General features: G+C 49.1%; 28 protein-coding genes. 16 read left to right on the top strand and 12 right to left on the bottom strand.

All coding sequences use genetic code 11. The annotated features are described in order from the left end of the window. The first annotated feature begins 26 nt into the window (after positions 1 to 26). The 3 genes from ACHZA2_RS12665 (at position 27) to ACHZA2_RS12655 (ending at position 4,833) form a co-directional block, all read left to right on the top strand. The gene (locus ACHZA2_RS12665; protein WP_319580007.1) at positions 27 to 1,418 is read left to right on the top strand and encodes a PAS domain S-box protein; all 1,392 of its coding nucleotides are present in this window, start codon (positions 27 to 29) and stop codon (positions 1,416 to 1,418) included. A gap of 104 nt (positions 1,419 to 1,522) precedes the next feature. Beyond that, a complete protein-coding gene (locus tag ACHZA2_RS12660) occupies positions 1,523 to 3,814 on the top strand; it encodes a response regulator (RefSeq protein WP_319580006.1) in 2,292 nt (763 codons plus the stop codon). After that, positions 3,811 to 4,833: a response regulator gene (locus ACHZA2_RS12655; RefSeq protein ID WP_319580005.1), complete on the top strand. Its 1,023-nt coding sequence runs from the start codon at positions 3,811 to 3,813 to the stop codon at positions 4,831 to 4,833. The genes ACHZA2_RS12660 and ACHZA2_RS12655 overlap by 4 nt, the downstream gene beginning before the upstream one ends. A 7-nt stretch (positions 4,834 to 4,840) precedes the next feature. Here the strand turns inward: ACHZA2_RS12655 and ACHZA2_RS12650 are convergent, their stop codons facing one another. The 5 genes from ACHZA2_RS12650 to ACHZA2_RS12630 form a co-directional block, all read right to left on the bottom strand. Continuing rightward, entirely contained in the window at positions 4,841 to 5,416 is a 576-nt protein-coding gene (locus ACHZA2_RS12650; protein WP_319580004.1) for a hypothetical protein, read from the bottom strand. A 148-nt stretch (positions 5,417 to 5,564) separates the two neighbouring features. Then, entirely contained in the window at positions 5,565 to 5,924 is a 360-nt protein-coding gene (locus ACHZA2_RS12645; RefSeq protein WP_319580003.1) for a hypothetical protein, read from the bottom strand. 4 nt (positions 5,925 to 5,928) lie between these two features. After that, the gene (locus ACHZA2_RS12640; protein WP_319538477.1) at positions 5,929 to 6,399 is read right to left on the bottom strand and encodes an acylphosphatase; all 471 of its coding nucleotides are present in this window, start codon (positions 6,397 to 6,399) and stop codon (positions 5,929 to 5,931) included. 82 nt (positions 6,400 to 6,481) lie between these two features. After that, complete coding sequence (gene pheT / locus ACHZA2_RS12635) at positions 6,482 to 8,095, bottom strand: phenylalanine--tRNA ligase subunit beta (protein WP_319580002.1); 1,614 nt, start codon at positions 8,093 to 8,095, stop codon at positions 6,482 to 6,484. After that, on the bottom strand, positions 8,095 to 9,546 hold the full coding sequence (locus ACHZA2_RS12630; protein WP_319580001.1) for a phenylalanine--tRNA ligase subunit alpha: 1,452 nt from the start codon (positions 9,544 to 9,546) through the stop codon (positions 8,095 to 8,097). The genes pheT and ACHZA2_RS12630 overlap by 1 nt, the downstream gene beginning before the upstream one ends. 286 nt (positions 9,547 to 9,832) lie before the next feature. Between ACHZA2_RS12630 and ACHZA2_RS12625 the strand changes: the two genes are divergently transcribed. After that, entirely contained in the window at positions 9,833 to 10,255 is a 423-nt protein-coding gene (locus ACHZA2_RS12625) for a nucleotidyltransferase substrate binding protein (protein ID WP_319580000.1), read from the top strand. Beyond that, positions 10,239 to 10,562, top strand: a complete 324-nt coding sequence (locus ACHZA2_RS12620) for a nucleotidyltransferase domain-containing protein (protein ID WP_319579999.1) — start codon at positions 10,239 to 10,241, stop codon at positions 10,560 to 10,562. The genes ACHZA2_RS12625 and ACHZA2_RS12620 overlap by 17 nt, the downstream gene beginning before the upstream one ends. Before the next feature lie 2 nt (positions 10,563 to 10,564). Here the strand turns inward: ACHZA2_RS12620 and ACHZA2_RS12615 are convergent, their stop codons facing one another. From ACHZA2_RS12615 to ACHZA2_RS12605, 3 genes are all read right to left on the bottom strand, one after another. After that, positions 10,565 to 11,827 carry a tryptophan--tRNA ligase gene (locus ACHZA2_RS12615; RefSeq protein WP_319579998.1) on the bottom strand — a complete coding sequence of 421 codons (1,263 nt, stop codon included), beginning with the start codon at positions 11,825 to 11,827 and terminating at the stop codon, positions 10,565 to 10,567. Between the two features lie 45 nt (positions 11,828 to 11,872). Further along, a complete protein-coding gene (gene endA, locus ACHZA2_RS12610; RefSeq protein ID WP_319538483.1) occupies positions 11,873 to 12,880 on the bottom strand; it encodes a tRNA-intron lyase in 1,008 nt (335 codons plus the stop codon). A gap of 410 nt (positions 12,881 to 13,290) precedes the next feature. Further along, complete coding sequence (locus tag ACHZA2_RS12605; RefSeq protein ID WP_319579997.1) at positions 13,291 to 14,781, bottom strand: MFS transporter; 1,491 nt, start codon at positions 14,779 to 14,781, stop codon at positions 13,291 to 13,293. 86 nt (positions 14,782 to 14,867) lie between these two features. Between ACHZA2_RS12605 and ACHZA2_RS12600 the strand changes: the two genes are divergently transcribed. The 6 genes from ACHZA2_RS12600 to ACHZA2_RS12575 are packed head-to-tail and all read left to right on the top strand — an operon-like array spanning position 14,868 to position 19,962. Then, positions 14,868 to 16,820 carry a proton-conducting transporter membrane subunit gene (locus tag ACHZA2_RS12600; protein ID WP_319579996.1) on the top strand — a complete coding sequence of 651 codons (1,953 nt, stop codon included), beginning with the start codon at positions 14,868 to 14,870 and terminating at the stop codon, positions 16,818 to 16,820. Further along, positions 16,817 to 17,665: a complex I subunit 1 family protein gene (locus ACHZA2_RS12595; RefSeq protein WP_319579995.1), complete on the top strand. Its 849-nt coding sequence runs from the start codon at positions 16,817 to 16,819 to the stop codon at positions 17,663 to 17,665. The genes ACHZA2_RS12600 and ACHZA2_RS12595 overlap by 4 nt, the downstream gene beginning before the upstream one ends. Positions 17,666 to 17,677: 12 nt before the next feature. Beyond that, positions 17,678 to 18,121: an NADH-quinone oxidoreductase subunit B family protein gene (locus tag ACHZA2_RS12590; protein WP_319579994.1), complete on the top strand. Its 444-nt coding sequence runs from the start codon at positions 17,678 to 17,680 to the stop codon at positions 18,119 to 18,121. Then, entirely contained in the window at positions 18,118 to 18,507 is a 390-nt protein-coding gene (locus ACHZA2_RS12585) for an NADH-quinone oxidoreductase subunit C (protein ID WP_319579993.1), read from the top strand. The genes ACHZA2_RS12590 and ACHZA2_RS12585 overlap by 4 nt, the downstream gene beginning before the upstream one ends. Then, positions 18,504 to 19,583 (top strand): nickel-dependent hydrogenase large subunit, encoded by a 1,080-nt coding sequence (locus tag ACHZA2_RS12580; protein WP_319579992.1) that lies wholly within the window; start codon positions 18,504 to 18,506, stop codon positions 19,581 to 19,583. The genes ACHZA2_RS12585 and ACHZA2_RS12580 overlap by 4 nt, the downstream gene beginning before the upstream one ends. Position 19,584: 1 nt before the next feature. Next, positions 19,585 to 19,962, top strand: a complete 378-nt coding sequence (locus ACHZA2_RS12575) for a 4Fe-4S binding protein (protein ID WP_319579991.1) — start codon at positions 19,585 to 19,587, stop codon at positions 19,960 to 19,962. 40 nt (positions 19,963 to 20,002) lie between these two features. Here ACHZA2_RS12575 and ACHZA2_RS12570 read toward each other — a convergent pair whose 3' ends face one another. Next, entirely contained in the window at positions 20,003 to 20,143 is a 141-nt protein-coding gene (locus tag ACHZA2_RS12570; protein ID WP_319579990.1) for a hypothetical protein, read from the bottom strand. 191 nt (positions 20,144 to 20,334) lie between these two features. Between ACHZA2_RS12570 and ACHZA2_RS12565 the strand changes: the two genes are divergently transcribed. The 5 genes from ACHZA2_RS12565 (at position 20,335) to ACHZA2_RS12545 (ending at position 23,399) form a co-directional block, all read left to right on the top strand. Beyond that, the gene (locus ACHZA2_RS12565) at positions 20,335 to 21,306 is read left to right on the top strand and encodes a DNA methyltransferase (protein ID WP_319579989.1); all 972 of its coding nucleotides are present in this window, start codon (positions 20,335 to 20,337) and stop codon (positions 21,304 to 21,306) included. Positions 21,307 to 21,391: 85 nt separating this feature from the next. Beyond that, a complete protein-coding gene (locus ACHZA2_RS12560) occupies positions 21,392 to 21,559 on the top strand; it encodes a hypothetical protein (RefSeq protein WP_319538493.1) in 168 nt (55 codons plus the stop codon). A gap of 286 nt (positions 21,560 to 21,845) precedes the next feature. Continuing rightward, positions 21,846 to 22,676 (top strand): hypothetical protein, encoded by an 831-nt coding sequence (locus ACHZA2_RS12555; protein WP_319579988.1) that lies wholly within the window; start codon positions 21,846 to 21,848, stop codon positions 22,674 to 22,676. Positions 22,677 to 22,930: 254 nt separating this feature from the next. After that, positions 22,931 to 23,206, top strand: a complete 276-nt coding sequence (locus ACHZA2_RS12550; RefSeq protein ID WP_394698641.1) for a GrpB family protein — start codon at positions 22,931 to 22,933, stop codon at positions 23,204 to 23,206. Continuing rightward, positions 23,121 to 23,399 carry a GrpB family protein gene (locus ACHZA2_RS12545; RefSeq protein WP_394698640.1) on the top strand — a complete coding sequence of 93 codons (279 nt, stop codon included), beginning with the start codon at positions 23,121 to 23,123 and terminating at the stop codon, positions 23,397 to 23,399. The genes ACHZA2_RS12550 and ACHZA2_RS12545 overlap by 86 nt, the downstream gene beginning before the upstream one ends. On the opposite strand, the gene ACHZA2_RS12540 is transcribed toward ACHZA2_RS12545, so the two are convergent. The 3 genes from ACHZA2_RS12540 to ACHZA2_RS12530 all read right to left on the bottom strand — a co-directional run bounded on the left by ACHZA2_RS12540 (position 23,396) and on the right by ACHZA2_RS12530 (position 26,922). Further along, on the bottom strand, positions 23,396 to 24,505 hold the full coding sequence (locus ACHZA2_RS12540; protein ID WP_319579986.1) for a DUF362 domain-containing protein: 1,110 nt from the start codon (positions 24,503 to 24,505) through the stop codon (positions 23,396 to 23,398). The two genes, ACHZA2_RS12545 and ACHZA2_RS12540, sit on opposite strands and share 4 nt — an antisense overlap. 90 nt (positions 24,506 to 24,595) lie before the next feature. Next, entirely contained in the window at positions 24,596 to 25,834 is a 1,239-nt protein-coding gene (locus tag ACHZA2_RS12535) for a methyltransferase domain-containing protein (protein ID WP_319579985.1), read from the bottom strand. Between the two features lie 164 nt (positions 25,835 to 25,998). Further along, positions 25,999 to 26,922 (bottom strand): AEC family transporter, encoded by a 924-nt coding sequence (locus tag ACHZA2_RS12530; protein ID WP_319579984.1) that lies wholly within the window; start codon positions 26,920 to 26,922, stop codon positions 25,999 to 26,001. Positions 26,923 to 26,996 lie beyond the last annotated feature (74 nt).

Here is a 26,996-nt window from a genome sequence, read left to right as displayed (position 1 = left end):
GGACCAACCAGACGAGGTGAAAAATATTGATCGGAGATCTAGAGGAGCTCATACGAATCAGGGAACAACTTGTTGAGCATCCACGTGGTATGTCCATCACCGATCTCTCACAGGTGCTGGGCATGCATCGGACCACGGTGGCCAAGTACCTCGATGGGATGCAGATGAAAGGAGAGGTTGACCTCCGGATTGTCAGCACGGCCAAAGTTTACCACCTCTCAAACCGGATACCCTCTTCTGCTCTTGCCGTATATACCCCGGATCCATATATTCTCATCACCTGCAGAATGGTTGTCGGAGCTGCAAAGAACGGAATATGTGAGCTCTTTGGACTTTCTGATGATCCTACAGGGAAGCAGATCACAGATCCCGACCTGAACCTCCTTATGCAGGATGAGATCACCTCAAAGATCAAAAAAGCAATTCAGGGGCAGAAAGAAAACCTCGAACTCTCGCTCACTATCAGGGGTTCCCCCCGATGGTTTGAGATAGCCATCATGCCAGTTGTCTGTGAGGACGGTCGACCAGGATCCGCAATCATCTTCAGGGATGAGACCGGGACAAGAGATGCCATCCACCAGGCTGAAATCTGCAGAGCCGAGGCTGAAACACTGTCATCTGATCAGAATGAGTTTATATTCAGGTCACGTCCTGACGGAACCCTCACCTATGTCAATGATGCATTCTGTAGGAGAATGGATAGGAAGAGGGATGAACTGGTGGGATTTTCATACGAGCCGGTTATCTCTCACGAAGACCTTGAACGGCTTGACAGGCTACGTTCTGACCTAACGCCAAAGACCCCTGTTGCAAAGATTGCATTCAAAACAATTCAGCCAGACGGGATGGTAGCGTGGGAGGAGTGGCAGTATAGGGGGATCTTTACCAACAGTGGTGCACTTGGAAGCATCCAGGCTATAGGAACCGATATATCAGAACGTAAACACCTCGAAGAGCAGCTCCAGATTTATCATGCCAACTTCGAAGCGGTCATTAAACAGAGAACCAGAGAGATGAGGGCGGCAAACCAGGATCTCATGGCAGAGATAACACGACGGGAGAAACTCGAGCGTGAACTGCTTATCATCAGGTTTGTCTTTGACCAGGCTTCAGACTCAATCCTTCTCTTTGATATCACCGGGGCAGTATACCGGGCAAACGAGACCGCATGCAAACTGCTCGGATATTCTCGTGAAGAGATACAGCAGATCACAGTCTATGATATTAACCCCGAGATCACCCTCCAAACCTGGCAGGAGATGTGGGAGATGCCAAGAGAAGATGAAGAGACCTTCAGGGTCAGATCAGTTCACCGAAGACAGGACGGGGAGATTATCCCGGTTGAGATTTCACGAAAGTTCATCACAGCCGGACCACTCTCCCTCTTCTGTTCCATTGCACGTGAGATTGTAGGATAATACCAATACCCAGGTGCAGATGAAGATCGGATCTTAACAAAGATCCCAACGATTATGCACTCTCATGTTGAGATCAACAGAGGGACCATGCCGGGTGAATGGATATGACAAAGGTTCTTTTGGTCGATGACGAGTCTGTTCTCCTAGACCTCGGGCGCCAGATCCTTGAGAAGAAGTTCGGATTCTCTGTTGATGTTGTTGATTCAGGTGAAGAAGGACTGAAACAACTGAAATCACGGAGATATGATGCAATTATTTCAGATTATGCTATGCCTGGCATGGATGGTCTTGAGTTTCTTAGTAGGATCAGAGAGAAAGACCCACAGATCCCATTTGTGCTCTTTACGGTCAGAGAACGTGAATCAGTTGCAGTCGAAGCACTGAACAGTGGGGCAAATTTTTATGTCCAAAAAGATAACAGCCCGCATGTCTCCTTTACCGAACTTGCCCATAAGGTCAACACGTCAGTTGAACTTGTCAGGGCAGAGAAAAACCTGCGTTCCCAGCGGGATCTCGCCATAGCCAGTGCAAACTCAAAGAATATCGACGATATCCTCAGTCATTGCCTTCAGGCAGCCATAACTACCTCTTACCTTGATGCAGCAGCCATCTACCTTATGGATGAGCAGGATCACCTTTCGCTTGCAATGGCAGAGGGTTTTTCTGCTGAGTATAGGGATCATGTGATACAGGCGCACCTGATCCCTCTCTTTTTATCATTACTTAGAGGGACCGACTCAGTCTTCAGGAATAGCAAGACCATTCATGAGTTTTCACATATCCTTGAAACGATCGAGAAAATACATTCAGATGCTATCATCTCACTCACCCATCATGGCAAACCGATCGGTCTCATACACATCGCTTCGTTTGAAGATGACCAGGAATTGTCTACTCCTCTCCAGCGATTTCTTCAGGGAATAGTGGTGCAGATAGCAGGTCATATTTCAGACAAGATCGCTGAAGACGCGCTTGTCGAAAGTGAACGGATGGTCAACACCTTAATCGAAAACCTGCCAGGTATGGTGTACAAGTGCAGCTTTGACGATGACCGGATAATGGAGTATGTGAGTGAGGGAAGCCTCTTCCTTACAGGTTATCACTCGACTGATCTGGTCCAGAACCAGAACCCCACGTACACCTCGCTTATTCACCCAGATGATCGTCCCCGGATTATGGATGTTATCAGACGGGCAGTTGGCAGGCATGCACAGTTCAAATTAATGTATCGAATCTTCACCAAAACGATGAAATTTAAATGGGTCTGGGAGCAGGGAGTAGGGGTTTTAAATGAGAACGGGGATGTGATCGGACTTGAAGGATTTATCATAGATGTTACCCGCCAGAAGGTCCTTGACGACCAGGTAAAAGTGAGTCAGAACCGCCTGAACATGCTTTTTTCAAATATGAATGCAGGTTGTGCAATCTTTCTCGACCACGATGGTGATAGCAGGTTTATCCTTATCGAGATGAACAGAGCAGCTGAAAACCTGGAGGAGAAGAAGAGGGAAACACTACTTGGTAAAACATTTCAGGATTACTTCGGCCCTGCAATCCCTGATGAACTCAGCACAGCCCTCATTAACCTGGTCACGACCGGAACACCTCAAAGCCTGGAAAGGATTCAGATAGAAACACCATCAGGAAAAAAATGGAGGGAGATTTATCTCTCGAACACTCATGTGGGCAATGCACGAGAGATCTTCCTGATATATAACGATGTAACCAGCAGAATACGAGATGAGGAACAGATCATTTCATCGCTCCATGAGAAAGAACTCCTGTTAAAAGAGATTCACCACCGGGTGAAGAACAATCTGCAGATCATATCAGGAATTCTCAAACTTCAGGGTATGCGGACTACTGACCCGGTTACAAGTGAGATTCTACAGGATTGCAGAAATCAGGTTTTTTCGATGGCCTCGATCCATGAACTTCTCTACAGTTCCCATGATATCGGGAAGATCAACGTCAACGAGTACGTAGGAAATCTGATCAATCACCTGAAACAGGAGTATGTGGGTGCTAACTCATCTATCAAGTACATCACTGAGATCGATCCTAACATTGTTCTCGATATTGAACGATGCATTCCCTGCGGACTTATACTGAATGAATTGATAACCAATGCCGTCAAATATGCCTTTGAACCGGGGGGTTATGGGGAGATCAGGGTGACATTCACCCATCAGAACCATATATATCGCATGGAAGTATCAGATAACGGGCGTGGGATGCCTGCGGAGGGGAAGAGTCCGACCGGGACATCACTCGGGACCGAACTCGTCTCCAGGCTCACTCATCAGCTCAAAGGAGAGATCAACCGACCAAAAGGACCGGGAACGACCATCACAATACAATTTAGTGAAAATCCCGGAGAGCGGGTGCATGTATGAAACGACGTATTCTCATTGTTGAAGATGAGGCAGTCACTTCAGTACTCCTTGAAAAGACACTCAAGGAGCTCGGATACGAGGTAGTCGGGAGTGCGTTTGATGGAGCTGAAGCGATAAACCTTGCAAGGGAGAAGCAGCCTGACATCATTCTGATGGATATCAGGATTCAGGGCGACATGGACGGTATAGAGACCGCAAAGAGGATCTACCAGCAGTACAAGATCCCGATCATTTACCTGACAGCCCATTCAGATGACGATACCATCAAGCGTGCAGTGGATTCTGGGCCGTTCGGGTACCTGATCAAGCCATTCAAAGAACGGGAACTCTACAGCAACATCGAGATGGTGGCCCATAAAAACAAATTATACCAGACCACCACCGCCCAGCGCTCAAATCAGCCTCCTGAACCTGAAGTAGAGCCAGAACCAGTATCGGAGTCCGAGCAGACACGACAGGTACCACCGCCGCTCAAAGCAGGAGATTACCGCCTCGCTATTCTTGCGATACAGTCGATCCCACATCCGGTGATGCTCTTTACCACATCTGGTGCCGTCATTTTCATGAACAATGCATGCAGGTCTTTCTTCAAGCATGATCACCAGAACTCAAACCCCAAATCTATTCAAGACCTACCTGATCTTTTTAAACGGATCTGGGCTTCAGGAAGAGATAGGTTCAGGGAAGGAAAGGGATTTGCAACGAACGGACCATTGCAGATCCATGAAGCTGTCAGAAGGGTAAGGATTGATATGATCCCGCTCATGGACAAGGGCAGTCTGCAGTTTATCACTTCAGTGATTGTGCCCGAACCGGCAGGAGGAGGGGCTGGCGGAGGTATAGTGAACACACTCCTTGACGAGGCAGATTCCCGGCTCCGTGAGATCAGATTCCTCTCATCAACTGAAGAGACCCACCGCCTCAGGCGGATCTCACTCTACACAACCGAGGTTATGAAAAAGATCACGGAACTGCGGGGCATATCATACCCAGATGAAGAGAAAAAGGCAGTCAGATAATCCCGGATCAGAGCGAGATCGGGTAATCATTGAGGATTGTTGCTGGAAGCCTGACTGTGATATGAAAGGCTGACTGGGGATAATGCTCCTCAAGAACAAGGAGCGAACACCGTTCAAGGTTTCCATCCAGCTCCCGGTCAAACCTTGCTTCAGCTTTTTTATAAAAGTCTGTGATGGTATCGACCACGTTGCCCATCTGTTCACCAAGAACAACTTTCCCAAATTTTTCCCCGATCTCAAACGGCATCAGAAGTTCGAGGTCGTCGTACCAGAGCAGGCAACGATCAACCTCCATCAGGTCCTGACCTATCACGACATACTTAAACTCGACATCCTGGATCCGGTCAGTCTCGCCTGACATAGCGATCATGTTGTAGAAAAAATCCAGAAACAGGCGCTTGTTTGATTTTAATTCCCCAGTGATTGCCTCACGGGAGAGGCGTTTTGCCATATCAGGGATTGCATCCTCGCGATCAAGAACCTGAAGAAACATCTCCTGCGATCTGATATGATTGACGATGGCCTGAAGAGATCTGAACTGCTGATGCGTATCCCCGATACCCCGTGATTTCGACACTGCCATATTACTCTTTTTGTAGTCCCTGTACAGATATATTGGTTCCTTAATTTCCGATGCGGATGAAGTACCCTGATAGTTGGTAAAAGGACAGATTTTCAGATCGATGTAATCCTGCTGATATATCGCAACATTTAGTTTATTATATAAAATTTTATGAGGGGTCCATCTCATCCAGAAATGGAAGAATGCCCTTTACTACAGGGTTGCTATTATACTCTTCAGAATTTGAGCAAATGGTGATCGTAAGTGGAACCGTTGTGAGGGCATCCTCAAAGCATGGGCTCATCTTCCGCTGGAATGACATAAAGGAGACGAGCTCAATGAATGGTCGTTCATCATCTGGATACTTTTCATACTCTTTCAGATCTGCTGCATACGTGGAGTTCTTTGCAAGGTCCTCTTCGAAGTAAAGGATGATGGAAAGATCTCCCTTCCTGGCAACAGCCTCCAAAACCCTGATATCAACTTTCTTTCCGATGTCAAGTCCAGCCGGAGAATCCTGTGTTGTCATAGTATTATCCCTGCGAATGAATCGCTTCAATCATTCGCTCAAGTACTTCACGCCGCTTCTTTGACTCCTTCTTCATATCACGGAGTGCTTCTATCATCTCTATCTGGGTCTTCAGTGAGCGTTTTTGCAACTTGATCATCTCACGCATATACTCAAGTGCAAGCTCTGATCTGACAAACATTTCTTTCTGAAAGTCACCAAAATGCGGCTCAAATCTGGTGAACTCACCCGTATATGTCTGTTCAGATACATCAACAGAGTGAACCTCGATCAGGGGTTCATCTTTGGCATAGAGATCTGCTACATACTGATCAAGCGCCGGTTCGTCTCCTTCGGCTATAATGGAGACGCGACCGTCAGGTTCATTTGATGCAAACCCGGTCACACTGTACCGGTTGGCAACAAGGCGTGCAAATCCACGGTACCCGACGCCCTGAACCCTGCCTGATACCAGGATGTTCAATCGTTTCTGCATAAGACTTCGGTGGTACCACCGGTACGTCGGGAGAGCGGTTGAACATTTCGAACCTGGGCAGACCGGCCCAAAAAAGATGTGATCAGGGAAGCAGGGTCAGATCGATCTCGACAGCAGAGACCGGCTGATCGATGTCAAAAGCACTGAGCACTGCAGGATGAATCTCACCGAACAGGCCGATGACCTTTCCACCAACCACAATGTCAGCACGTCTTCCGTCAATGAATGCCGGGTCAGAGCTCTCGGACACCTCGTATGTCAGCCCCATCTCACGACAGACTGCATCTGCAGTGGCATATGCTTCAGAGAAGTCAGCACCCGGATGGGTAGAAGAGAGTGCCATCTTCTGACCGGTCTTGAGATCCCTGACCACGTCTCCGATATGGAAGATCTTCTGTGGGAGTTCCCTGCGTTTGTTGATCCTGAGCAGATCGAGGAGCAGCGGGAGGATATCAGTTCTGAGCAGGGTTTGATCCTCGCTGATCGGGTGGAGAACACGAAGGACACCAGGATGTGCAGTACGCTGCATCTTCGTGTACATCACCTCATCGCTGGACAGGGTGAATGGCATGACCTCCTGGAACCCGAGTCCACAGCAGATCTCACGGAGCAGACCTGCACGGAGCATGATAGGGTGTTCACATCCAAGGGTGGGTGCACGCGGAAGTGCAGTCTCAAGGTTGTCAAACCCGAACCCGATCGCGACATCCTCAAAGACATCCCAATCGTGCATGATGTCAGCCCGGTAGCACGGGATGTTTACATGGACCTTATCTGGTCCTGCTGCCTCGGCACCATACCTCATCTTCCTGAGCACCTCTGCCATCTCTTCTGCAGAGAGTGAGCAACCAATAAGCTTGTTGCAGGCCACAACACTAACCTCACGAACCGCAGGTGAGAGATCAGGACAAGATTTACCATTCACCGTCACGGCTTCACAAGTCCCGCCTGCAGAGATGAGTGCAGAGGTGATCACTTTCACCGCAGTCATAACGGCCCGTTCGTCGGTACCGGTAACGTCAAGGAGCAGGTTTCTGCTCTTCTCTGTCACGCGGGTCAGTTCACCGTTGATGATCGGCGGGAATGAGAGGACATTGCCGTTTGCGTCCTCTATCAGGGGCATGACAGGTTTGCCGGTAACAATGTGAGCGTAGTCACGGCCTTTCGGATGCTTCTCCATAATCTCTGCAAGGGTCATCTCCTCTGTGAAGTCAAGAGGAACAAATGCCTTACTCAAAGGAGCACCATAATACCTGAACGGCGGGGTGATCTTGTCAAGGTCGTGAATGCCGATGGCAACCTTTGAGCGGCCCCTTCCGACCACCCAGTGAAGGGCTTCCTGGACTCCCATCAGGCTGACAATTGCCTCGTTATCAAGAGTAATATTCCTAATTACCGCTGACCCAAGGTATGGCCTGATATCTTTCAGGTTCTCATCGACAGTGAACTGGATTGTCGGGGATACTACCTGGTACTTTTCTTCTCCTGATTCAAGTCCCAGAAATCCCCGCATGGCCCTGGCTACACCCTCGGTAGAGTAGAGATCCACCCGGTCAGGGAAGAACTCAACATCGACCTGTTCTTCAAGAACACGCTCGATATCACAGCCGATCATCGGGAGGCGCTCGATGATCGTCTTCCGGTCGGTCCCGGTGAGCCGCTCAAGGTACTTGTACGGGAGCGATACAACTGGCATCAGTAGTCACCTCCGTTCATGACCGGTGTCCGTCTGACCCACTCGATGTCACTCTGGTAAAGTTCACGGAGATCAGAGAGGCCCATCCTGAGCATGGCAACCCGTGAGACGCCCAGACCCCATGCAAGAACCGGGCTTGTGACTCCCCACGGATCAGTGACCTCTTCCCTGAATATTCCCGCCCCTCCCAGTTCAACCCAGCCGAGCCCGTCGATCCAGACCTCGGGCTCTACACTCGGTTCGGTGTACGGGAAGTAAGCAGGTCTGAACCTGACATTTGTAAAGCCCATCCTGCCGTAGAACTCTTTGAGGTATCCAAGCAGGTGGCGGAAACTGACATCCTCATCCATCACGATCCCTTCAAGTTGTTCAAACTCCGGGAGATGGGTTGGATCGATCGTCTCTCTCCGGTATACCCTGCCGATACAGAACGCTTTCTCAGGAGGATTCGGATGGGTTGCAAGGTGCTGTATCGAGAGTGATGTCGTATGGGTCCTGAGGACTGTTGCCTTTGCTTTTTCAGGGTCCCATCTGCCACCCCAGCCACATGAGGAGGTTTCACCCCCGTGCTCGTGAATGTCCCTGACCTTCTCCCAACCAACAGGAAGATCTGAACGTTCCTTGAGATGGAACGTGTCCTGCATCTCTCTGGCCGGATGATCCTGGGGCTGGAAAAGGGCATCAAAGTTCCAGAATGCTCCCTGGACAACTGACCCGTAGAGTTCGGTGAATCCCATGTCAAGAAGGATCCTCCGCATCTCATTGATGAGCCGCTGGTATGGGTGGATCTTACCAGGCCAGACCGGACGAGGCTTCTTGGTGATATCATACCTGCGAAGGGTAAGATCACGCCATGCTCCGGAACTGATCTGATCGCTCGTCAGCGTTCCGGTCTCTTCAATTAGGTTCAGACCTGATGCTGCAAGTTTTCTGCCCTGATCCGTGATACTGATAGAGTACTGGACTGATTCTTCTTCAGCTGCCAAGCCTCGGCGGAGTAATTCTTTCTTCACTTCTGGTGGAGCTTCGTCCGGTTTTTTAAGGAAAGGTCGAACAGGGGATGATGCATTTACACCTGTTCTAACAGCAATACCATTCTCAATTGTAATCCACCCGAGCTTTTTCATTTGCCCAAGGCCGATTTTAGCATACGGATTACAATTTAATTCTGAAACCGGGATATGACCAGTATTTGGAAACTGATCATATAGTTGTTCTTCGGGAAGCCCCTCATTTGAATATTGTTCTCCTTCAGCAGTTGGGATCATTGAGGTTTTTACTCTACGATCAACCACTACCAATCCTTTCTGGGAAAGCAAATTTCCATACTGGATGATAGATTCTACGGGCTTATCTAAAATTTTTACAAACTCAGCTAATTCTTCCGTGTTAGCAATCCCAATTTTATCTAACTCTTGAAGCAGTCGTTTCTCATTCAGTGCTAATTGCATACTCCCCTCCGGGATATTGGAGAGGATCTTATCTCTACCCTTGATTGGTGAGTTATTATATCATACATGGGTTAATCTCCTGAAAACCTGAGTACTGGTAATCGATTATTACAGGGGCCCGGAAAGAACCAGACCCCTATCTAAACGAAAAAAATGAGCCGAAGAAGAATAAGGGAGCGTATCCCAGGCTGCTCATAAATAATCCAAGTATCTTTTGAAGGTGATCACTTATTATTGAATGGGTCAGACTCTCATAACAACGAATATTGAAAGAATAGTGGTATGCATGAACACTCCCGATGATATCAGGTATAAACAAAGGTTTGTAAAATTCTGCAAGACAGAGAAGATGCTGACCGAGGCGGTAGATCTATATTATAACCGACCTCTGACACCGATTGAAAAACAGGGATTTATCAAAGCATTTGAATTCACGTTTGAACTTGCCTGGAAAGTGATGAAGGATTACATCATGTACCAGGGAGATCCTGATGTAATGGGTTCACGCGATGCGATACGGAAAGCATTCTCTCTTGGGCTTATAAAGGATGGTGATACCTGGATCAGTATGATTGCAAGCAGAAATCTTACCAGCCATACCTATGATGAAAAGACAATGGAAGAAACTCTTGCTCTGATTGCAGGGGAGTACCATCCGTTGTTTGAAGCTTTTTTAGAGAGGATGGAACAGATTGCAGATTCAAACTAGCATTCAAGGACTTTCTGAAGAACAAACTGAATGTATCAGAAAGATCCTCTCCTCCTGCTCTCATCTTGAAAAGGCAGTTATATTTGGATCACGGGCAATGGGCACAAACCGGCCAGGTTCAGATATTGACATAGCCCTATTCGGAGACAATCTTACAATACACGATAAAATATCACTCATGACCAGAATTGATGATCTTGACCTGACATATGAGACAGACATCATTCATGTTCAGAGCGTCACAAACCAGGAACTGTTAGCCCACATCTCTCGTGTTGGAAAAGTGATCTATGAGAGATCACAATGAGATCAGGATCTACTGGCAAGAACATCTGATGCTGCTGCCATCTTCTCCCTGAACTCGCCGAGAAACGCTAGGACCCGTGCAGCAGTGTCCTTCTTACATTGTCCGCACATCAACTCTCCTGCCTTGCACCGCCGGTGAACCTCTGCAAGTTCAGCATCGTCGGTCACCATGTGGAAGAGGTTCAGCAAGTAGACCGGACACTTATCTGCCTCTCCACCGAGCTCTTTCTGTTCCTGCAGGGTCATCCGTCCACCGGTAAGGGCAGACATGATCTTCTTGTTGACAACCTTGTCATCCTCATAGAACCCGATTATACTTTCAGGTACACTTGATGACATCTTACCACCGGTTAGCCCGGGCATAAACCTGTGATATGTTGCAGACGGGGTCACAAACCCGTACCCGCCGTTTGCCTGCTCAATCGCCCGGACCGTCTTTGAGACGATCTCGTGCGGAACACCGGTAATATCAATGTGCCCTTCATACCGCTTTGAGCCTTTGAACGCCTTCTGTACGGCATCCATGGCTTCGACAGGAGCCTCCTTGGATCTGATGCTGATATGAGTGTCCCGGTCCTCAACCGTGAACATCCTAAGTTTGTGTGCTACGCCCCTCGTGAGTCTGACATGTGGATCCTGATCCAGTCCGGCAGGTACAACTGTTGGGGCAGGTTCATCATCAACCTGCGGATAGAGGATATCCGATACCTGGGTGAGCACACTCAGGGCATGACCTATGTCAGTCTCTGGAGTAAACCCGTAGATCGCACTCATTTCAGAGAAGTTAACCTTGGTTGATGCCTCAAAGGCCAGATCCTGGACGACGCGGTTCTGGCTCTGTAGGTAGGTTTCACCATCGTACCCGAGGGCAAACAGGCAGGAGAGATATTCATCCCCGTATTTTTGGCACTGCTCCCAGGTGAGATTCCTGACCGCATGGGCCTCACGGTCTGCAACACAGATGTACCCGTTTCCACCCTGCTGTACATGCCAGACCACCTCTTTCATCACCATCAGGTGACCGAGGTGGGGATGACCGGAGGGCATGAACCCGGTCAGTACATGAAACGGATCATGATTTACGATAGCTTTTGTAATCCGGCCATAATCGCGGTGACCGAAGACGATACCCCTCTTCATGAAGTATGGCAATTCAGGGAGCTCGTCAACGACTGCATCCATCCGCTCAATTCCGAACTCTGTATAAAGCCGTTCAATATCTACAGATTGATCTGAAGAAGCCCATGGGTTTATGCTTGATTCCATTGTATCCAGTTTTATAGTTTGATGAATTCTGGCATCGGATATTAATCAGAGTTTAATTCGTGCAAACTCTACGTACGCGATGCCTTCAGCATGTATGCACCCGAACAGCATCTTCTTTTTCACGCTGTGTGCCATCCTGACCGAACGTGAGATGATATTCATCGGAAGTGTGGTGTCGGGCTCAATGGCCTGGACCAGCATCTCGGAGTGGACTTTTCTTCCCAGGTATACCCTGAAGTGATGCCCGAACTTATACCCGGTTTTAGGGATGTAGTTCAGGGATCGCAGATGCTGATACACAGTGAGTTTCGGTTCCATCTCGGTATCGAACTCGCGAATCATATCGCGGTACTCTTTGGCGGTAATATTCCGACCCTCATGCTTCACGGCGACCAGTCCCTGTTCCATCAGGGATATCGACTCTATAGTTGAGAGGACGATCCGTTCATCATCGAAGCGTTTGCCGTAAAATGCATGATCATATGCTGATTCAGGTGCTGCCGGAATTATCACCGATCTACTTGAGAGGAGACCGTTAACAGGTTCAGGCCGCTCTGTCTCTTCGATGGGAGCGGGCTTCTGGATCTTTACTTCGTAGTAAGTGAGTTCGAACTCGTCGTCCACCGCTGCAAGGACATGACGTTTTCGCATGTTCACAGTCGCCTGGACCTCTTTCCTGACAACGGCAAAGTCGATAAGATCACGCTCAGAGAGGACACGAAGCATGTATAGTGACTCGCCTTTACCAGGTTTTTCTCCACGCTTAAATATCCTGAAATCCTGCGGTCCTGTCTGGACGACATATCCCCGTTCCCGTATATCCCGGTATACCAGGAAGGACCTGAGAACATGGACATCGCCGGAGAAATGGACAAGGAGCGAGTCAAAGTCAAACCCGGGTACCTCGATCCGGCCACGATATACCAGGTACAGGGCCTCGACAGGAGAGAGACGGACTCCCTCTTTCAGCGGCCTTCCAAAACCGCTCTGTTCATACAGGGTTAATCCGTCCTGCCCAAGCATGACGTGCCCGCTTTCTAGCCTCGCCTTCACGGCTTAGTATTTTGGCGTTCCAGCGGCATAAAACCGCCCTATACATCATAAACCCCAGCCCATCAATTACCAATATTGCTAAAAATAAACTCCATGATGATATACGTTAGAACTGGATCCAAAGTCAGGGCGGAGATCAGAGATGTTGGAGACAAACCAAACATCGGGAGAAAGCAGTAGTCAGTAATGAGTGATGTCAGGAGGCAGACATCACGAGGATGAAAGAGTCAGCACACCCAGCCGAATTCAATCAAAACGAAGTAGGATGATACAGAATGTGACGATGACAGAAGGAGTAGAGGAATCTGGGCCTGACACAATCACCAGGAGATTGACATTCACGGAATATACAGGAGAAGAGTATACAGAAGAGAGAGAGAGAGAGAGAGAGAAAGGAGAAGGATTCTGATCTATCTTGGATCTACAGATTCTACCAGATAATCAGGATGAACCTTTTCCCGAACAAGGAAGGTCAGGATGAGGACCAGAACTCCAAAGATAAATGTGACACAGAATGTCAGATCGAACCCTGCAGTCAGGACTTTCTGCTGGACATATATAGGGGCACTTCGCGTCACCCCGTATTCGGTCGCAATAGCGATCATACCTTTGATAAATATCGCATTGAACACCGCAATACCGATGGTCAACGGTGCAAACCTTTCAAGACTTGTGAGTGAGGAGGCCATGCCCTGGTACTGTTTTGCTACCGAACTCATGATCATGCTCGATATCGGAGTCATCATAAATCCAAGACCAAAGCCGATCATTGCCAGACAGAGAACAACATACCAGAGGGTTGTGTTCACCTTAAGTTGCAGGATAAGGAAATACCCGATAAGCAGAAGAACCGCACCAGCAATTGCAATCCGCCTGCCACCAATCTTCGTATAGAGGGACCCTGCAAGCAGACCGGTTATCATCATCGCAAACGAGAGCGAGGTGAGGATCAGACCTGAAGTTGAAGTGTTGTATTCGCCCACATACTTCAGGTAAAACGGGAGAAGATAACTGATCCCGGAGAACCCGAAGAAGAGCAGTGCCATGATGAGATTGAGACAGAAGAAGTTTTTGTCCTTAAAAAGCCGGAGCTCAAGGAGCGGGGATCTGACCTGTAACTCTGTTCTGACAAACAGGGCAAGGAGAACGATGGCCAGAACGAGGGAGCCTGCGATGATTGGAGAGGTCCAACCTATTGAATCACCTTCAGACATCCCGAAGAGCAGGAAAGCAAGACCTGAAAAGATGAGAACCGCACCTGTCCGATCAAAGGATCCATCGGGGGCAGACGGGGCGAGAGCCGGGATAAAACGTTTCCCAACGATCACAGCAATGATCCCGACCGGGACATTGATGAAGAATATCCAGTGCCATGAAAGATACTGCGTCAGGATACCACCGACAGTCGGACCTATTGCAGTTCCAAGTGCTGCAACCGTCATGATAAATCCCATCGCCTTTCCTTTCTTCTCCATCGGGATGTACGCATTCACCATCGCAGGAGCAATCGCGGTGAGCATGGCACCACCGAGGCCCTGAAACGCACGGGAGCCAACCAATGTCAGGAATGAACCGGTAAGGTCCGGCAGCACTCCACAGGTGAATGACCCAAGGGTAAAGATAACAAAACCAGTGAGGAAGATCCGTTTGAACCCGATGATGTCTGATATTTTGCCAAATATGAGTACACAACCGGCCATGACCAGCAGGTAGATAGTAGAGACCCAACTCACTGCAGCGGTTGAGAGAGAGAAGGATTCTGATATAGAGGGGATGGCTATGTTCACAATTGTGCCATCAAGAGAACCCATAAAGATGGCAAGAGAAATTGAGAGCAGAATCAGGAAATAATTCTGCTGATCATGAGATACCATGACTACAATCTTGAATCTCAGATGCAATTACTCCTGTGATCTGATTCGGCAAACCATGGCAGATCACTGTGATAACGTGCAGTTCTGCCAGGACAAGTTAATAATGATTAATAATGATAGATGCGAATCTCATCACAGTGATGTATGTGGAACTGTATGTGGAACTGCTTCTCTTTCTGATCCTGTTTCCGCTCATTCCCGCATTGATTCTCACGGTACTTCGCAATGAGAATCTCCGGGGAGTAGTGGTGACAGCAGGAGCAGGGATCTGTGCCCTTGGATCCATCCTGCTTCTTGCGTTCTCGGTCGGACAGAACCAATTATTCTTCACTGTACCTATGCCAGGCATTGCACTTGTAATGCTGATCCTTGAGATTCTGATTGCAGGATACCTGGTGATGGTAAGTGTGAAGGCAAAGCAGTATCTGGTGACCGGTTTTGTGCTCCTCCAGCTGCTGCTTATCGGCGGGGCAGAATACCTCGGTCTTGAAGGGCATGCAAAGGTACCTGACCTCCTTACCGATGAGTTCTCTGCCATCATGGCGGTAATCATCGGAGTCATCGGAGGGCTCATCTGCATTTACGCACTCGGATACATGCGTGAATACCAGGAACACCACAAGGATCTCCCAGATAAGAGACCCAGGTTCTTTGCAATACTCTTCCTCTTCCTCTCTGCGATGTTCGGAGTTGTCTTCTCCAACAACCTCATCTGGATGTACTTTTTCTGGGAGATTACGACACTCTGTTCATACCTGCTCATCAGGTACCCAGAGACCGGTGAGGCTGTCAACAACGCATTCCGGGCACTCCTCTACAACCTGATCGGAGGGGCTTGTTTTCCGGTAGCAATCCTCTTCATCCTTATGCACGGGGGATCTGAGCACCTCGGGATAGGCAGCCTTATCGCAGCAGGACCAGCAATAGCCTTGGTGCCTGCCTCATTAATTGCAATTGCCGGCTGCGCTAAATCTGCACAGCTTCCATTCTCATCGTGGCTTGTCGGTGCAATGGTTGCACCAACTCCGGTCTCTGCCCTGCTTCACTCGAGCACGATGGTAAAAGCCGGAGTATATGCAATAGCAAGGTTTGCACCGGTTTTTGACGGCCAGGTTCTCGGAATGGTCATCGCCCTCATCGGAGGGGTCACGTTCCTGGTCACATCCTGTATCGCGATATCACAGAGCAACGCCAAGAAGGTGCTTGCCTACTCGACAATAGCAAATCTCGGACTGATTGTGGCCTGTGCTGGAGTTGGGACTCCGGAAGCCCTCTGGGCAGCAATATTCCTGATCATATTCCATGCCATCTCCAAATCGCTCCTCTTCCTCTCGGTAGGAACAGTCGAGCATCGGATAGGAAGCCGGGATATCGAGGATATGACCGGTCTTGCAGCACCGATGCCGAAGGTCGGGCTCATGATGCTGATCGGTATAGCAGGTATGTTCCTTGCCCCGTTCGGAATGCTCATATCCAAGTGGGCATCGATACATGCCTTTTCGCAGGCACTCCCACCATTCGGGATGATCCTTATCGTGATTCTTGCCTACGGTAGTGCGGTAACGGTCTTCTTCTGGGCAAAGTGGATGGGCAAACTGCTTGAGGTCAGAAAGTGGGAAGAGTCTATCGAATTCCAGATCTCAAAGGCCGAATGGGCAGCCCTCATCCCACTGACAGCCCTGACAATCATTGCCTGTTTTGGGATTGCACCAATCTCAACATACTTTATAGAACCATTCCTTGTAACGACATACGGACCGATATCAGAGTTGATCCCAGCATCAAATCTGATGATAATGGTCCTGATGCTTGCACTCATCGTCGTGCTCCCGGTGTTGATGATGAAGATCCTCATTCCAAGGAGAAACCTCAGGCGGTACATGGGAGGTGTTACGGTCAAGGACGGGCTCATGGAGGGCAGCATCGGTATGAAGCGTGAGATATCACTCTCAAACCTGTATCTTGAGGATCTCTTCCCTGAAGCCGGGCTCTCAAAGTACGGGTCACTGATCACCATCGTCCTCTTCTGCGTCCTTGTACTGGGACTCATCGGAGGTGTATTATGAATACCATCCTGACAGCAGTTGCATTTCTCATACTCGCCCCGGTGATAGGAGTTCTGGTCACAGGAGTTGACCGGATCATCACGGCACGAATGCAGGGTAGAGTAGGACCGCCTGTTCTCCAGCCGTTCCTTGACATCGCCAAGTTGTTTGAAAAAGAGAAGGTGGGAGTATGGCAGGCTCCGGCAGTGCTGATATTTTTGCATCTGGCCTTCATGGTAGTCACCGGACTGATATTCTTCGGTGGCGGGGACCTGCTGCTTGCGATATTTGCCCTGACACTTTCAGAGGTCTTCCTCGTCCTTGCCGCGTACAGCACACGCTCTCCGTATGCCCATATTGGTGCAGGAAGAGAACTCATCCAGCTGATTGCAGTCGAACCTGTGATCATCCTCACTGCGGTCGGATTCTACAAGGTGACAGGAAGTTTTGCAGCAAGCGACATCATGAGTTACTCAGGCCTGCCAGTCATTCTTCTGCCAGGAATCTTCATCTCAATGGTCTGTATCCTGACCTTCAAACTCAGAAAGTCACCATTTGACCTCTCCACTTCCCATCATGCACACCAGGAACTGGTCAAAGGTGTGATGACCGAGTTTTCAGGTTCGACACTCGGAATGGTAGAACTTGCCCATCTGTACGAGACAATCATTCTTCTCGGGATCATCTACCTGTTCTTTGTAGGAAACCCGGTGCTGGGTATTCTGGCAGTCATTGTTGTATACCTGCTTGAGATGCTTGCAGACAACAGTACGTCACGTGTCAAGTGGCTCCCTGCACTCAAGGGTGCCTGGCTTATCACCCTGATACTAGGAGGAGGAAACATCATCGCCCTTTCACTGATCTGATGGAGAAATAATATGGCATATTTATCAAAATCACCCTGGATACTCCATTACGATGCCTCCAGCTGTAATGGGTGCGATATCGAGATCCTTGCCTGCCTGACCCCTCGGTATGATGTTGAGCGGTTTGGGATCATCAACACGGGAAATCCGAAGCATGCAGACATCCTTGTTATCACCGGCGGAGTAAACGAGCAGAACAGATCAGTGATCCAAAACCTGTATGACCAGATGCCAAACCCAAAGGTTGTTGTCGGTGTTGGAATCTGTGCCTGCACAGGCGGGGTCTTCAGGGAGTGCTATAACGTCGCAGGCGGAGTCGGAGAGATTCTTCCTGTCGATGTCTGGGTCCCGGGATGTGCTGCCAGACCAGAACAGATCATCGATGGAATTGTCAAGGCTCTTGGAATTCTTGAACAGAAACGGGCTGATATGAGCCGGGCGGAGGCTGGAGCATGAGAAAGGAAGAGCAGGAGACGATTGAGGTAACGCTTCAGACACTGTCATCAGAAGTTCAGAAGCAGAAGGATCTGGGTTCCCGTCTGGTTCAGATATGCTGCGCCCGGATCGGAGAAGATTTCGAACTTCATTACTCGTTTGAGCATGAGGCAAGCGGGAGACCATTTACCTTCACAGACCTCAAATTTGTGACTGATGGAAACTCACCAATCGGCAGTATCACCAGGATATACTTTGCGGCATTCGGGTATGAGAACGAGATTGCAGATCTCTACGGGCTGAAGATCGAAGGAAATCTCCTCGACTTCAAAGGAACATTCATCACGACTTCGGTTCCGTATCCGTTCGGAAAACCAACTGTCACTAAAAAGGAGGGTACTTCATGAGCAGACAGGTTGTTGTCCCATTCGGACCCCAGCATCCGGTTCTTCCTGAACCGGTCCATCTCGATCTGGTGCTTGAGGATGAGAAGGTTGTTGAGGCCATCCCCCGGATCGGGTATGTGCACCGGGGTCTTGAGAAACTCGTAGAAAAACGTGACTACAAGGACTACATCTTCATTGCAGAGCGGATCTGTGGTATCTGCAGTTTCATTCACAGTGTAGGGTACAGTCAGGGCATTGAGGCACTCATGGAGATTGAGGTGCCTGCCCGTGCAGAGTACCTGCGGACCATCTGGTCAGAGTACTCACGTCTGCATAGCCACCTTCTCTGGCTCGGATGCTTTGCTGACAGCATGGGATTTGAGAACCTCTTCATGCAGTCATGGAGGATCAGGGAGAGCGTGCTTGATGTACTCGAGGAGACGACCGGTGGAAGGGTTATCCAGGGAAGCTGTAAGGTCGGTGGTGTGAGAAAGGATATCGCTACACCACAACTCGCACAGATGAAAGAAGGGCTAAAGACTCTCCAGACAGAGGTCGATGACCTTGTCGCTGTCTTTGCAGATGAGCCGACGATCAAGAGCAGAACGATCGGAGTCGGTAATCTCTCTAAAGATGATGCATGGGATCTTGGAGCAGTAGGGCCGATGCTTCGTGGATCTGGTGTCAGAAAAGATATGCGGATGCTCGGGTACGGGGCATACGAACATCTGGACTTCAAGCCGGTTGTTCACGACGCAGGAGACTGTTACGCCAGATGCCTTGTCAGGGCTGAGGAGATGTCTGTCTCCATCGATCTGATCAGGCAGGCGATCGACTCCATTCCTGAAGGGGAGATCGAGGTTAAGGTGAAAGGTAACCCTGACGGTGAATACTTCTCACGTGTCGAGCAGCCGAGAGGAGAGGTTCTCCACTTTGTGAAAGGTGGCGGGAAGAAGAACCTGCTCAGGCATCGGGTGCGGACCCCAACCATGGCCAACATACCAGCACTTGTTAAGACTCTTGCCGGTTGCCAGATGGCAGACGTCCCAGTGATTGTTCTCTCGATTGATCCCTGTATCGGATGCATGGAGCGGTAATATGGGTGTCTTCACAATTACCAAGATGATTGTACAGTCCCTTTTAAAGGGGCCTGACACACGGCGGTACCCGGCAGTGCCTGCTAAGAAGACTCCACTAACCCGGGGACACCTGGTCATCGAGATCGAGAAGTGTATCTACTGCGGGCTGTGCAGTATGCACTGTCCAGCTGATGCTATTGTGGTGACAAAGGCAGAACGGACCTGGCATATCGACCGGTTCAAGTGTATCGTCTGTGGAGGATGTGCAGAATACTGCCCAAAGGACTGTCTGCATCTTGTGCCTGAGTATCTTGCTCCGCAGGAGAAGCAGCAGGGTGATACCTATACCGGACCAGAACCTGCTGTTGTGCAGGAGCCGGCACCGGCATCAGAATAGAACTTTTTTTCTTTTCGTCTGTGAAAAAGGAGGAGGGCGTTTAGACGATCCAGCCGGCATGGTACGCAACCGCTCCTGCAAGTAAGATCAAGGCCGGAACAACCACATGGATTGTAAACGCAGTAATCTGAAGGCTCTGCAGGAATGCAGCGCCCATTGGTGCAGTGGTTTTTATCTGCATGTCTAGTATGTTTTACATCTCCTGTTAAGGGGCTTCTTCTGATCCTCTGATCAGCCGCAATCACGTGATAAGAAACCTTTTCTTAACCCTTGCCAGGCTGATATGAGACAGGTGAGGTGCGGGATGGATCATCCTGTTGAAATAGTTCAGACTAAAAATGGTGTGGATAGCGATCACATACCCATACCGATATGACAGACTGCACACTATACAACGAATCCTGTATTACCGGAGCCAGAAGTTATCTTACAGAGAACTCTGTGGATCTGATCATCACCGATCCCCCGTATGGCATCAGAGGTGATACTCTTCACAAGCACTACAACCGGGATGAGAGTTGTGTTGTCGACGGGTATATTGAAATTCCCGAAGAGGAGTATGGCCGGTTCTCAATCGACTGGATATGCGAGGCTGAACGGATCTTAAAGCCCGGCGGCTCGATGTACATCGTTTCCGGGTATTCGAACCTCTATCATATCATCCACGCTCTCAGGCAGACCTCGCTTGTTGAGATCAACCATATCATCTGGAAGTACAACTTCGGGGTCTGGACAAGCCGCAAGTTCATCTCATCCCATTATCACATCCTCTTTTACGAAAAACCGGGAGGAAGGCGGACATTCAATCTTGAGTCAAGATTCGGGGCAGAGGAGAAGTCCGAGGATAATGGTTCGCTGAACTATCAGGATAGGGAGGATGTATGGGTGATCAACAGGGAGTACAAACCGGGTCAGGTGAAGAACAAGAACGAACTCCCTATGCAGCTCCTGACAAAGATGATCCTGTACTCGAGCAATGAAGGGGATCTGGTATGTGACCTCTTCCTTGGAGGGGGATCCACAGCACGTGCAGCGATCGGGCTGAACAGGAAGGCTATCGGATTTGAGATTTCACCAGCGATCTACTCAGTGAGAACTCCTGATATCATGAGCCTGAACCCGGGGTTTCTCCAGATTGAGCAACGTGTTCCGGAGTGTTCAGCACCTAAGCGGCAGAGAGAGCGGTGGACGGCAGAATCACGATCTGATCTCCTGTTCAGGTATGAGGAACTCAAACGTCAGGGTCTGAAGAAAGGTGAGATTGTCGAGAGGCTGATGGAGGATCTCGGCAGGGGCAGATGGGCGATCATCAAGGCACTGAAGGCATTCGCAGATGGGACCTGATAATCAGTACCTTTTAGCATGGTTGCCTTTCTTGATACTAACCATTATCGTGTCATAAAACAGAGCAACAATGAAGGTGATGGATATGTCAACTACTGCGTTCATTGCTGATCCGGTTATCAATCAGTACCTCCATGTTCCACTGGAGAACTCACTGATTCTCATCCTCGGCGGTTTGATTATCAATGGAATTATTCTCCTGTATATCATCAGATCAGGAAGCCGGATACAAACCTACAATCATACGTCCTAGGCAGACAACACCACAGTTTAACGACGAACTTGGTGCACGTACCGCTCGAAGAGATCGGGATATTGGCATGTGGATGCCTGAAGAACAGGAACGCCACCAAAAGGTTAGCGGTCGGAAATCTCAATAGATATATCATTTTTATTAGGCATCTTAAATTTTGAATAATTCAAGTATTTTCTGATAGTTGGAAGATTCTGCGCCTGATCACCGACGTCGGGATTCTAAAATCGATACATATTAATGCAACCATTCCACAGGATTACTATCCAGTTTCTGGGTGATGAATGTGGGAAAAAAATTCTATTTTATTATCGGACTGCTCATTGTAGCATGCATCATTTCGGCTTCATTTGCTGAAACAACTGCAAACAAGACGAGCAGTGTCAAGTCGGTTGCCGTAAGTGCTAAGAACCTGAGTGCTACCACGGAGATGGAGAAGAACAACCAGATGCAGATGGGATATGTCTGTAATCAGCCGTATGCAATCTGCGATACCGCGATCTGTGTTCCAGATAAGAATGACCCAACACTAATGAGGTGCTCATGCTCTGTTGAGAACGGGAGTTCTATCGGAGGGGCTTGTGATACGTGGGAGCCGGTTGGCATCTACATGAACGATGACGGCGAATGGATGATCCAGGCGGGGTATTCAGTAGGACAGGTCACTTCTACGTTCTCCTTTGCCCATTCAGCACCGGTTGAGGGTAATGAGATCGACCCGAACAACACGCCATCAGATTATGAGGGCGATGTGTACATGAAATCCTGCTCGAATGCAAGTGGAGACGGTATCTTTGCAGACTGCTGGAATGCACCATGCACTGTTCTCCCGAAGGATATCAATGCAGACATCAACACCGACAGGCCGGCATCCCCGTATGCAGTCTGTGACTGTGGCCTCGAACTGAATAACTCTGAGTGGTATGTCGGGGTTCATGGCGCTGACAAGTGCAATAACGAATCTTACTGCAAGGATTTTATCATCTCTGCAGGTCAGAAGCACTCTACCGACCTTGGGATTCAGAAACTCGGGAACTATCTTGCAGATAATCCGGGTGTTGATCCTTCCCAGCCGTACAAGATAGAGTACTGTAAAAACTGTACAGACTGTACATAGAATGATACCAGTTCCTCATCCTGATTCCAGGATAGGGGAATACTCTTTTTTTCATCAGAATTTTTTGACCTAAAGGGAATTGTTTTCGAATCTTCGTTCATCTGATTATGGACATGTGTGGAGATATGTAATTGGTAAAAATAGATGGATGATTTAGGTCCTGAAGAGTTAGGACGGCTGTTTTCGATCATTCTCTCTGAATATGATCCGCAGTGGCCAGCACGATATGAGGCTGAGAAACCGGTGATCATCAGATCAGTAAGCAGGGACAATATTGTAAGTTATCACATTACGGCAGCACATCGGTTCCCGGCATTATTGGAAAGCCTACCATTGACATCCTGCTTAAGGTGATTGATGAGGTCGATACAGAGAGACTCATCTCTTCATTCATTGACATCGGGTATCTGTCCGATTCCCAGCCCCGCAACCCGGGTCCCCCATATGATGTTTATGAAAGGGTACACACCGGAGGGATTTGCAGGTCAGGCGTATCATATTCATGTCAGGAACAGCGGAGACTGGGATGAACTCTACTTCAGGGATTACCTGATCGAGCATCCGGAGGTTGCAGCCAGGTATAGTGACCTTAAACTATGGGTAAAGGAGAGGTACGAATTTGATCGGGAAGGATACACCCGGGCAAAGACTGAGTTTGTTACTCAAATAACCAGGATGGGAAGGAGGGAACTGCGTAACAATTTTAAGAGAATTGAGGTTTAAACCTCAACCAGCCGGTACTCCCGGCTCCCGAGTCCCATCTTCTCACCGTACTTGGTCTGATGATCACCGTCAACCTTTGACCACAGCCCGGAGAACTTATGCTCACCCGGAGCATGGTGCTCATGCAGGCAGCTCTCCTTTATCCCGGGTTGTTGGTTGATTAAATCAACGGCTGCTGCATCGATCGCAACCGGATCAGTCGAGGCAAGGAACCCGATATCAGGAACAATAGGCGCATCGCTCCAGGGAACGCAGTCACAATCAGGTGTCACCGACATCACGAAACTCACATAGATAACTTTTCCCTCCTTTCCTGCCACAGCCCCGGCTGCATACTCGACCATCCTCTCGATGAACTTCGGGACATCATCCTTCCAGTTGAAATCGATAGCCTCCTGCGGGCAGACCTGCAGACAGGCAGAACAGCCGTAGCAGATTGACTTCTCAACACGGGCCAGTTTTCCGTTGCATCTTATGGCATCGAACGGACACTGGGTCACACAGAACCCGCACCCGACACAGGTCTGCGGATCGATATTTGCCTGCATACCCTGGTGCTGATCCCTCTTGCCGAGCGGGGTTGCACAACCCATCGCAAGGTTCTTGATCGCTCCTCCAAACCCGGAGAGAGCATGGCCCTTGACATGGGAGAGGACGATCATCGCATCAGCCTCGGCGATATCACCTGCGATCTTCACTGAGTTGAAATGTGTTCCACTGACCTCAACCACTCTGACATTATTTCCGGTCAGCCCGTCAGCAATTGTAACCGGTGCGTCAACAACAGCATAGCAGAACCCGTGCCTGATCGCGACCTGCAGATGGTCAACCGCATTATGGCGGGCACCGATGTACATCGTATTTGTATCGGTCAGAAACGGCTTACCTTTCAGACCTTTGATCTCATCAACCACCTGCCTGACAAAGACCGGTTTGATATAAGTATCATTTCCGAGCTCACCAAAGTGAAGTTTTACCGCTGTGAGATCACCCTCTTCAATCCGGTCTGAAAGCCCGGCAGCATGTAGAAGTTTGGTGATCTTTGTGAGATTATTCTCATCCGGACTCTTAATCCGCATTCGTGCAAGAAAGACATCGCTAACCATGAACTCGCCTGTACCGAGATCAACGCAAGAATATAAGAACCATCCTGCCTAGAGACAGGTGGCTGAGCAACGAGATCTCTCGCGGTTGGATCATTTCCTGGCAAGAACAACAAGGCCATAGGGATGGGCAATCACCTGCGATGAACTGAATGGAATTTTAGAGAGGATCTCTTCAAGTTCATCCTTTTTGTATGCTGCACGAACAGACGTTTCAAATCCCTTTCTGATCTCCTCTGAACTGCAACTTCCCTGCATAAACCTGAAGATTTCAGGCGAGAGATCGCGTCTCAGATCGGTTACCATCACCCTTCCTCCCGGCTGAAGCACCCGGTGTATCTCTGAGAAGACTACTCCTGCATCCTCCCATTCATGGAGCGATCCGTTAGAGAATGCCAGAGAGAACTGGTTATCCTTAAATGGCATCATAAGAGCGTTGCCTTCCTGATACCTCACCCGGTCTTTCAGATCATACGAGATCACATTCTCTGTGACAAGCCGTATCATCGCAGGGCTTATCTCAAGTCCGGTAAGGGTTGTCCCGTCAGTCTTCTTAACCCACTCAAGCCCATAGTACCCCGGCCCCGGGCCGATCTCAAGGCCTTTGTCACCTGGCTGTGTCTGCTTTGCAAGATCCTCAACCGGAAGATGCCCTGCATCCCGAAGCCCACGTTGCATGATATCATATGCTGCAACGGTGATCTCATCCTGAATTCCATCTACTGTTTCCGGCACTCGTGTCTCAAACATAACTGGTATTTCCTTTGGAGAGAACGGGAAGGGATCTGTCTGGTACCTCCGGTCAACAACCTCTTCAAGCCGAAGAAGTCTTCCATCTTCGTACGTGACAAGAGGGATCTTCTCGGCTCCACGACTTCTTTTAAATCCGCTTATCTCTGTGATGAAGGTCATATCATCCTCAACACCGGTAAAGCGTGAGCAGAGATCTGCGAACTGGTATCGCTCATTCTCGGGCAACCTGGAGAGACGGGATTCTAGAAATCCAAATATCTTCTCTTCAGTCTCAAGAAGCCAGAGTTCTCCCTTCTCTGCAGGAACAACCCTGATGACCCTCCTGTTGTCAGGATCCTGGACCCTGCAGACAAACCCTTCCCGTTCGAGATAATTTACAAGATCTGTAGCTGAACTGGGAGTGATTCCCAGCATTCCGGCAATATCCCCCATGCACACCGGAGAGAAGTACGATGTGTACAAAATCTCAATTGCTCCAGGACTCAGGAGATTTTTACGCCCCCGGTCAGTACCAAAAAGCATGTTGATAGCGGTGGCGACAAACCCTAGTGAGAGCCTGAGGTGTGATGTTGGATCCATTGCTACAATATTTAGGATATCCGTAATTATAAATATATTACGGATAACCGTAACATCAGGTTTGGCATATCTATCCAGAAGGCATGAATCAGAAGAACAAACGAAACAACTGAAGAGTGGTCGAAATTGGGAAGATTTGAATAAAAGGCCCCTGATTTCAGGTCTTATCCAGCGCCAAGCAGAAATGCAACCCCCGGAATCGTTATCAAAGAAAGGATCGTTGAGATAAACACCCCTTTTGAAGCTATTTCAGCATTCACACCATACTCCTCTGCAAGGAGAACTGTGTTCGCGGCAATCGGCATAGCTGCCAGCAGGACCGGGACACTGAGAAGAAGCGGGTCAGAAACAAAGGGGCGGAGCAGTACAAGAACAACCAGCGGGATGATACCAAGCCGGAAGGTTGAGATCACCCAGATCCTGACGTCACCGAACATAGAACAGAACGGCAGTGGAGCAAGAAGTGCTCCGATCACGATCATCGCAAGTGGTGTTGTGACTGAGCCGAGCAGTGAGATAGAGTCTGAAAATGGTGACGGGATCGTAACTCCTGCAAAGAAGAGGAGCAGTCCGAGAAGAGATGAAACCAGACCGGGTGAGAGGATCCGCTTCAGGTCAGGATTTTGTGCAAGATCAGGCCTGAGCAGAAAGACACCGACCGTGAAGACCAGCAGGCCGAACGGGATATTAATGAGTGTCACATAGAAGAGTGACTCCTGCCCGAAGAGAGCCTGACAGACCGGGTAGCCCATGAACCCGAGGTTGGAGAAGATCAGCATGAACCTGAAGACACCTGCCTCAAACCGTGAACCTGAAAGAAGGTATGGGACCAGGAATGCTGCAGCAAATGAGACGCCATACACCACAAGTTCTATCGTAAAGATCACCAGGATCTCGTGAACACGGTCAGGAGTCACCGGAACCTGCATACTCTCTATGATCAGGCATGGTAATGTGATATTGACAAGCAGCGATGAAAGGCCTGTCACACCCGAGCGGGTGATAACCCCGGTACGATATGCCAGATACCCGACAGCGATCAGGATGAATAAGGTGAGAATACTCTCAATAATCGGAATAAGATCCATTATTTCAGCCAGAACTGATCAGAAACTCAGCAGGAGAAGAGATAAGGTTGGGGGTTGGCAGAACGAAATGACCC

Origin of the sequence: uncultured Methanospirillum sp. (genome assembly GCF_963668415.2) — an archaeon.
Lineage (GTDB): Archaea > Halobacteriota > Methanomicrobia > Methanomicrobiales > Methanospirillaceae > Methanospirillum.
Note: the sequence above shows the minus strand (reverse complement) of the source record. Positions and strands in the feature narration are given on the sequence as shown.